The sequence below is a fragment of the Paenibacillus sp. EKM10P genome (assembly GCF_011800655.1).
Taxonomy (GTDB): domain Bacteria; phylum Bacillota; class Bacilli; order Paenibacillales; family Paenibacillaceae; genus Paenibacillus; species Paenibacillus polymyxa.
The window spans coordinates 61,481-69,318 of the sequence record NZ_JAALET010000019.1; the positions used below are offsets into that span (position 1 = coordinate 61,481).

Annotated in this window: 5 protein-coding genes and 2 tRNA genes; all 7 read right to left on the reverse strand. The window is 44.0% G+C overall.

Annotated features, from left to right (window positions below; genetic code table 11):
- Nucleotides 1–17: 17 nt before the first annotated feature.
- On the reverse strand, nt 18–1,487 hold the full coding sequence (locus tag HFE01_RS24820; RefSeq protein WP_016818745.1) for a CdaR family protein: 1,470 nt from the start codon (nt 1,485–1,487) through the stop codon (nt 18–20).
- A complete protein-coding gene (gene cdaA, locus HFE01_RS24825; protein ID WP_167438797.1) occupies nt 1,484–2,317 on the reverse strand; it encodes a diadenylate cyclase CdaA in 834 nt (277 codons plus the stop codon). Before cdaA ends, HFE01_RS24820 begins: the two co-directional genes overlap by 4 nt.
- A 221-nt stretch (nt 2,318–2,538) precedes the next feature.
- Complete coding sequence (locus tag HFE01_RS24830) at nt 2,539–3,162, reverse strand: anti-sigma factor (RefSeq protein WP_017427767.1); 624 nt, start codon at nt 3,160–3,162, stop codon at nt 2,539–2,541.
- 150 nt (nt 3,163–3,312) lie between these two features.
- A complete protein-coding gene (gene sigW, locus HFE01_RS24835) occupies nt 3,313–3,879 on the reverse strand; it encodes an RNA polymerase sigma factor SigW (RefSeq protein WP_013373239.1) in 567 nt (188 codons plus the stop codon).
- 189 nt (nt 3,880–4,068) lie between these two features.
- Nucleotides 4,069–6,861 (reverse strand): phosphoenolpyruvate carboxylase, encoded by a 2,793-nt coding sequence (gene ppc / locus HFE01_RS24840; RefSeq protein WP_045245419.1) that lies wholly within the window; start codon nt 6,859–6,861, stop codon nt 4,069–4,071.
- 726 nt (nt 6,862–7,587) lie between these two features.
- Nucleotides 7,588–7,658: transfer RNA gene (locus tag HFE01_RS24845), tRNA-Gly, on the reverse strand.
- A 9-nt stretch (nt 7,659–7,667) separates the two neighbouring features.
- A tRNA-Pro gene (locus tag HFE01_RS24850) sits at nt 7,668–7,741 on the reverse strand.
- Nucleotides 7,742–7,838: the final 97 nt, after the last annotated feature.

Sequence of the window (7,838 nt, forward strand, 5' to 3'; positions counted from 1 at the left end):
ACTACAGATAAAACATGTTATGGCTGACCGTTCTCCGAGGTTCCATTCGCAGAAGATTCTGCGCCGTTATGAGGACTTGTTTTATCCTCCGCAGCTGCGTTGTCCCCGGTATTTGCGTCAGAGTTGCCACCTTGATTGCCTTGCCCCTCCTGTGGCCTCTCCTGCCCCTTATCACCACTACCAGAGGGGTTTGATTCATTCTCACTATTCGGATTCGTTACAGCAGGCGTAGAAGGGCTCTCAATGTTTACCGTTGCCTTTAGTTGGCCGGCATTCCCGGCTTGCGTAATGTATTTAGGCAAGCCTACTTTTAGGGTAACCTCGTGTTGACCAGCCGCGAGGCCACTTACATTTGCCACCAAACTAACGTCATCATTGGTTAAATTGTTTACCAAATCCTGCGGGCCCTTCACAGTAACATCCATCGTCTTGCCTGCCGGTGCTATAATAGTTGCGTTAGCTCCATCTCCTGCACCTTGTAAAACGATTGGGATGCCTGACAGCGTCCGTTCCGTATCTGTTACTTCATTGGAAGGAACGACGGTCACCTGAATTTGTATTAACCCTGGCTCGATTTTATCAGAACCTGAGGGAGCTGCCAAATTAGCTTGAACTGTACGGGTCCCCGCTTCTGTAAATTGACTCAGATCGAGTGTAGCCGTGACATAAGAGCTCAGGCTGCTTAATACATCCTGTGATGCATATACCGCTGCTTCCTTCACATTTGCGTTTACTTTAGAAAGCGCCAATCCGTCTGGCAGCTCTCCGGAATAGACTATCTTGACAGGCACAGACTTCGCCTGCTGAGTGACCGGGATTTCAACTGACACAGTGGATGGCTCAATGACCGCACCTGTGAGTTCCTGCCCCTTTTTGTTATAGGCCTTCAGCTTTACCCGTTTCTGTTCAAACTTTTCTGAGATGCCATCCGTGTTAACAGCCCCTTGCACCGCAGTAACGGTATTCAGCTGGCTTTTGGGTAAAGTAACCTTTACTGTTTGAGGAGCAATCACAGGCTTACCGAGCTGTAGCCCCGCATCTGGACTACCCTTAGGTACTATAGATACATTAAATGATTTCGTTTGTTTTTCCTCAATTGTTACTGTAACACGGTTAGGAGTCATGGATACCAATTCCACCCCATCCGGTAAATCCGGTTCAAGTGACAATGTTTTAGTGCCTGCTCCTAAGCCGCTTAAGTTTAATTTTGCCTGATAATTATCCGCGAAAAAAGTAGTCAGGACAGAGCGCTGTCCTCTGACCTCCATCTTTACATGATCCGTGTCCATCGTAGACAGCACATATTTTGAATCATCCAGACCACTGGCCTGAATGGCCACATTATCAATTATTTTATTATTGTAGGAAACGGTCAATGTAGACGAAGGAGTACCTGTATCCAGATGAACCATTCCCCACAGCATTATAGCAACCGCAAGCGCCAATATCTTGGAAATCGTATTATTGTTAATCCATTTGTCCATCATGAATTTTCACGGCCTCCCCTCCGATTCCAGAATGAGCCGCGTTTTTCCTTCAAAGACGGTGTTGGCCGCAACTCCTCATACAGCTTGGAGATTAGGGATTCTTCCTTAATGTCACGCACGACCTGACCATTGATAGCCAACGAAATTTGCCCTGTTTCCTCCGATACCACGACAGTTACGGCATCCGTTACCTCACTCACGCCAATTGCAGCCCGATGACGGGTTCCCAACTCCTTGCTAATGAAGGGATTTTCCGATAATGGCAAATAGCAGGCCGCAGAGGCAATCTGTTTATTTTGTATAATCACCGCACCATCATGCAAAGGCGTATTGGGAATAAAGATGTTAATTAGCAGTTCAGAACTAACTACGGCCTGTGTCTTGATACCAGACTCCGTATATTCGTTCAGTCCTGTCTCGCGCTCGAATACGACCAATGCTCCTATTTTTCTACGTGATAAATAATTCAGCGCCTTAATCATTTCTCCAATTAACTTATTGATCTCTTCATCATCTACTGACGAACGCCCAAATAGTTTACCACGCCCCAACTGCTCTAGAGCACGACGTAACTCAGGCTGAAAAATAATAAAAATAGCCACTACACCAAAGGTGAACATCTGATTCATCAACCACTTGAGCGTGTACAAATCAAACCAGGTACTAACCGCCCAAATAACGACCAGGAACAAAATCCCTTTTAACAATTGAACTGCTCGCGTTCCGCGAACAAGTAAAATAAGCTGATACATAATATAGGTTACGATTAAAATGTCGATAATATCTTTAATGGACTCTTTCCAAGTCAGGTCCGCAAAATAATCCAACATGCGCATGCCCCCGCAATTTTCTGTAGTGAGTGGGTGTAATATGTACACAGTATGCTCTCTCTATCTAGGTTATAACGATCAGGCTCGTGTTGCAAGCTGTGCGACAAAAGAATCGCCAAAATCAGTAAAATACAGTACAATTCGCCAGACCTAGATACAAAAAAACGCCTTTTCCAGCGGAAAAAGGCGCTCGATATCGTTCTTGCCATTTCAAGCTTCTTTTATGGAGAAGACGGTCCCCCGAACAAATCGGTAACCTTGTACCAAATCCAGTCCAAGGTTTGATCGATACTTTTAACCTGTCCTGCAATATGGGCGGTTGAAGCTTGATAGTACGAGCCGTCAATCACAGTAAGATTTCCTTCTACATCACCGTATACACGTGCCTCACCATTCTGTACTGTTAAATCTCCGGCAATGGATTTCCCTTCAGGTACAATTACAGTATCGCCCTGAATAACAACTTGATCTAGATTGCTTCCTTTGACTACTAATTGATGGTCCGTGCTAGAAAAGCTGGCCATACTTGAGCATATCACAATAAGGAAGAAGGCGGCAGCTGTTACAGCGGGATGCCTCTTCACCCAAGCTAGCATAGGCACCGCAGGCTGTCGTTTATGCGGCGGCAAAGCATTCATAATGCGAAATGTCAGCTCATCCGATACACACGGCACTTGATGATAGCGTGTACCGTAAAGCATCGCATCCGTCCGCTCCAGCTCTTTAAAACGCATGCGGCATTCCGGGCAGACTAACAAGTGTTGTTCCAACTCATGTTTGTCCTGCTCAGACAGGTCGCCATCTAGATAGTCATGCATAAAAGAGACGGCTTGTTTGCAATCCATATGAGCCAATCCTTTCTAATATTCTTCCGTGTTTCTCAACATAACATGCTCCGGCTTAGAAACTTTGCTCATCTTACATACGTTACAACGAACATTATGTTTCATAAAAACATCTACGTAGGCTCTTTTCCTAGAATGTATGCACAGCATTTATAGCTTGTGCTCCAGTTTTTTGCGTAAAAAATCCCGTCCCCTGTGTACTCTTGTCTTAATTGTGGTAACTGGGAGATTGAGCACATCGCTAATTTCCTGTAAGGAAAGCTCCTGCAAATATCGTAGAACCATAATCGTCTTGTATTTATCCGGAAGGCTGTCAATGGCGTCATGAATTAAAGCTTGCGTTTCCGACAACAGCGTACTCCCTTCAGGGGTAAGCTCTTCACTAGCAAGCATGGCGTACCCATCAACACCTTCTTGATCATTCATTTCAGCATCAAGTGAGTATGTAGGTTTTCTCCTTCGCAGACGATCAATGCACAGATTTGTAGCAATCCGATAAATCCAGGTTGAGAACTTCTGTCCATGGTCATACTTTTCCAGGTTACGATACACACGCAAAAAAGTTTCCTGCACCAAATCCTCCGCCTCATGACGATTACCTAGCATCCGGTAGGAAAGATGAAAAATCCGATCTTTATATAACTCGACTAACTCCGCAAAAGCTCGCTGATCACCTTTCTGCACCAGCCTAACCAAGCGGCTTTCCATATTATCCACTCTATACTCCCCCAGACTTGCTGATGGGTTACTTATTACATGTTTATGATTATTCATCGTAGTTTAATTTTATCCAGAAATCAACTGAAGTGTGGACACAAGTACAAACTCGCGCTTCCTTACTATAAACACAGCACAATCGGGCACTCCATGAGTACCCGATTGCCTGTATCATACGGCCAAACTATATCAGCCTGTGTTTCTCAAGCCTGCGGCAATTCCGTTAATCGTCAACAGTACCTCACGCAGCATTTCAGCGTCATCACCGTTCTGATTACGCAGCTCGCGTAGCTCACTCAGCAATTGAACCTGCAAATAACTTAACGGATCGACATAAGGATTACGCAACCGGATAGATTCCTGAATAACAGGTACATCGTCCAAAATCTCAGATTGTCCGGTTATTTTCAAAATCAATTCAGATGTCAGCTTGAACTCTGCAGAAATCTGCCCGAATATACGTTGCCGTGCTTCTTCGTTATCCGACATCCCAGCATACTCCTCTGCAATCAGCAAATCCGCTTTAGCGATTGCCATTTGGAGTGTATCAATAAGCGACCGGAAGAAGGCAGAGTCTCTAAACATCGTTTGCAGCACTTTAAGGTTATCTTCATTGTTTTGATAGTAGCTTTGCAAACCTGTTCCTGCCGCATACCATGCAGGTAGCAAGTAACGACTTTGTGTCCACGCAAAGACCCATGGAATAGCGCGCAAATCCTCAAAACGTTCACTGTTCTTACGCTTGGACGGACGAGAGCCAATATTCAGCTCGCCTACCTCAGGCAACGGTGTAGATTCTTTGAAGAAAGTGAAGAAATCTGGATCTCGGAAAATCAAATCCTGATACTTCTCCAGTGATACTTCGGAAATACGGGCAATAATCTCCTCCCAGCTTTCCTCGAACACTTCTTTCTTTCCTGAGCGATGATACGCAGCAGCCGTAATTAACGCTGATGTCGCCTGCTCCAAGCTCCGATATGCAATCCCCTTGAGCGAGTAGCGGGATGATAGCACTTCGCCTTGCTCCGTAATCTTAATTCCTCCACCAATGGTATGAGGAGGCTGAGCCAGAATACTGCGGTTAAGTGGCATTCCTCCGCGCCCCAGCGCTCCTCCACGTCCGTGGAAAAACTTCACTTTTGCGCCATACTCGTTCACTACTTCCGTAATGCTATTCATAGCGACCCGAAGTTCCCAGTTCGCTGTAACCACACCGCCATCCTTATTACTATCCGAGTAGCCAAGCATGATCTCCTGAAGCTCATCCATCGCGGCTACAGATTGTCGATATACAGGCAGGTTCATCAATCTTCTCATAATATCAGGTGCAGCATGCAAATCATCTATCGTTTCAAACAAAGGCACAGATTGCAGCGTACTAATGACAGTGCCATCCTTCTCAATGCGGAACAGGCCTACCTCTTTGGCTAATACCATAACCTCAAGCAAATCACTGGCACCCTGAGTCATACTGATCAAGTAGCTTGTAATGGACTGCTTGCCAAATTCCTCCTGAGCCAAATAAATCGTACGATATACATCAAGACATTCCTGTGTGCTATCGCTATATTTCAAATATGGCGAAGTAATCGGACGGGGTTCATTTAGCAGCTGTTCCAGCAGATCTATTTTTTCTTCCTCTGACAGCTTACTGTAATCTGACACAATATTCATTTTAGAAAGAATTTCAGTCATCGCATTTTCATGCTCCTGACTGTGCTGACGTACATCCAGCGTAGCTGTATGAAAGCCGAATAGCTCTACCTGACGAATCATCTTTTGAATATACGTGTCTGCCACATAATCAGCAAAATGATGACGCAGGCTGCTGGCAATCACATTCAGATCTGCAATAAGCTCTTCTGCGGAGCTATAGCGTTCCTTAGTACCCTGTTTGCTCTCATCCAAAACGTTATTCACCTTAGCAATCATATATGCTAGTTTGATGCGATAAGGCTCTTTTTCGTTATGCCATACTTCCATTTTTTTAAGTGTGATGTGGGCGCGATCTTCTTCAATAGAAGCCAACAAATCATCAGAAACTCGCACAATGCTGGTACTAAAGCTCAAGTAACCCATGAGTTCCTTCAGCGTGTGCTGATACTCTCTCAAAGCCAGCTTGCGTTGCATACACAACGTTTCCCAAGTCACATGAGCTGTAACAGATGGATTCCCGTCCCGGTCTCCACCGATCCAAGAACCAAATCTCAAATAAGTTGGAATGTGCCATTTTTGCTCAGGATAATATTTATCCAAACATCGCTCCAATTCTTGGTATACATCTGGCAATACATGAAACAAGGTCTCATGAAAATAATACATTCCATTTCTTACTTCATCTAATACAGTTGGCTTTCGATCACGCAGTTCATCCGTCTGCCACAGTGTAATTACTTCATTAAGCAGATTTTCCCGTACCTGTTCTCGCTCACGCAAGGTAAGCATCGGATTATCCAGCAGCATGACGTCTTCAGAAATACGTTTGTGGATATCCAGAATTACTCGTCGTGTTGCTTCTGTAGGATGTGCAGTCATGACCAGCTCCAAGGAGAGTTCATTCAGCATGTTGCTAACGTCCTCAGCGGAGAAGCCTCCTTGTTTAAGCTCCTGAACGGAACTTTCGATAGAACCGGGTTGAACCTCTTCACCAGCGGAATGCTCATAATCCCGCTTACGACGAATACGATGGTTTTGCTCAGCGATATTCACCAACTGAAAGTAAATCGCAAACGCGCGAATAACCTGGTGACGAATATCCGTATCCAGTCCACTGACCATTTGTTTAAAATTCTCGTATAACTCCGGCTGATACCCGGCACGTAACGATTTACTTGCCTCACGTATTTTCTCCACGATATCCAAAAGTTCGTTGCCACCTTGATGAACCAAAACCTCACCAAGAATATTTCCTAGAAAACGAACGTCCCGCCGCAGCAGATTGTTGGATTGGTTTTTGTTAGCGGTTAACGTAAGCTCAGTCATGCTTTTCCCCCCATCTGATCTGTTCCACACCATATTCAATTGTAGCAAAGGTACGTATACACACGAAATTTGACACTTTCTTAACATCATACAATAAAAACGTATGAAAAGCTGCAAAATTTACAGGAAAAAATCATGCTTTTGAAATACTTTTTTGGAGAATATATTGGTCACTTATACATAAAAATGAAATTAATAAATAAAACTGATTTTAGACGCTAAAAATGCGCGAAACATTATGCACAGTCTCTTTTAAAAAGCGTGTTTCCAAAGGTACAAATTCTTGTGTCATGATGTGTATATGTTTATTATTTGTTGACAAAGTGAAATTCATTGCGCTCTATCCACAAAGATATACACAAAGAAGCCATAATCTCAGTATTCTAAATCTGTTTACTCATTAATCCTTACGTGTTACCCACATAAATAAAGAAGAGTGTGTAGAACAAAAGGAGCAGGTGTAAATTTATCCCCATGAATTTCGTAACATAATAATTATAGGATTCCTATTTTCAATGGATTTGATCACGAATTTAGCCTTACTATAGGAAAAGGGGGCCGTAAGAGGGGAAATTCGGGTCTAGGTGATAAATGCCTATGTAGGATATGCACAAGTCATCCCCAACCGTGCATGGCAAGAGACATCATTTAATGATCTATATACATAGAAGTTAATATATTGTGGACAAAATAAAAAGAAGCCTTTCGGCTTCTAGGTAATCGGTAAGCGGGTGATGGGAATCGAACCCACGCTATCAGCTTGGAAGGCTGAAGTTCTACCATTGAACTACACCCGCAAATCAGTATCGGGATGACACGATTTGAACATGCGACCCCCTGGTCCCAAACCAGGTGCTCTACCAAGCTGAGCTACATCCCGATATTATATTTTTTTAAAATATGGCGCGCCCTGAGAGATTCGAACTCCCGGCCTTTTGATTCGTAGTCAAACGCTCTATCCAGCTGAGCTAAGGGCG

What these genes read in the sequence shown, in the direction of transcription:
- HFE01_RS24820 (WP_016818745.1), bottom strand. Translation starts at nt 1,487, where the DNA reads ATGATGGACAAATGGATTAACAATAATACGATTTCCAAGATATTGGCG.
- cdaA (WP_167438797.1), bottom strand. Translation starts at nt 2,317, where the DNA reads ATGTTGGATTATTTTGCGGACCTGACTTGGAAAGAGTCCATTAAAGAT.
- HFE01_RS24830 (WP_017427767.1), bottom strand. Translation starts at nt 3,162, where the DNA reads ATGGATTGCAAACAAGCCGTCTCTTTTATGCATGACTATCTAGATGGC.
- ppc (WP_045245419.1), bottom strand. Translation starts at nt 6,861, where the DNA reads ATGACTGAGCTTACGTTAACCGCTAACAAAAACCAATCCAACAATCTG.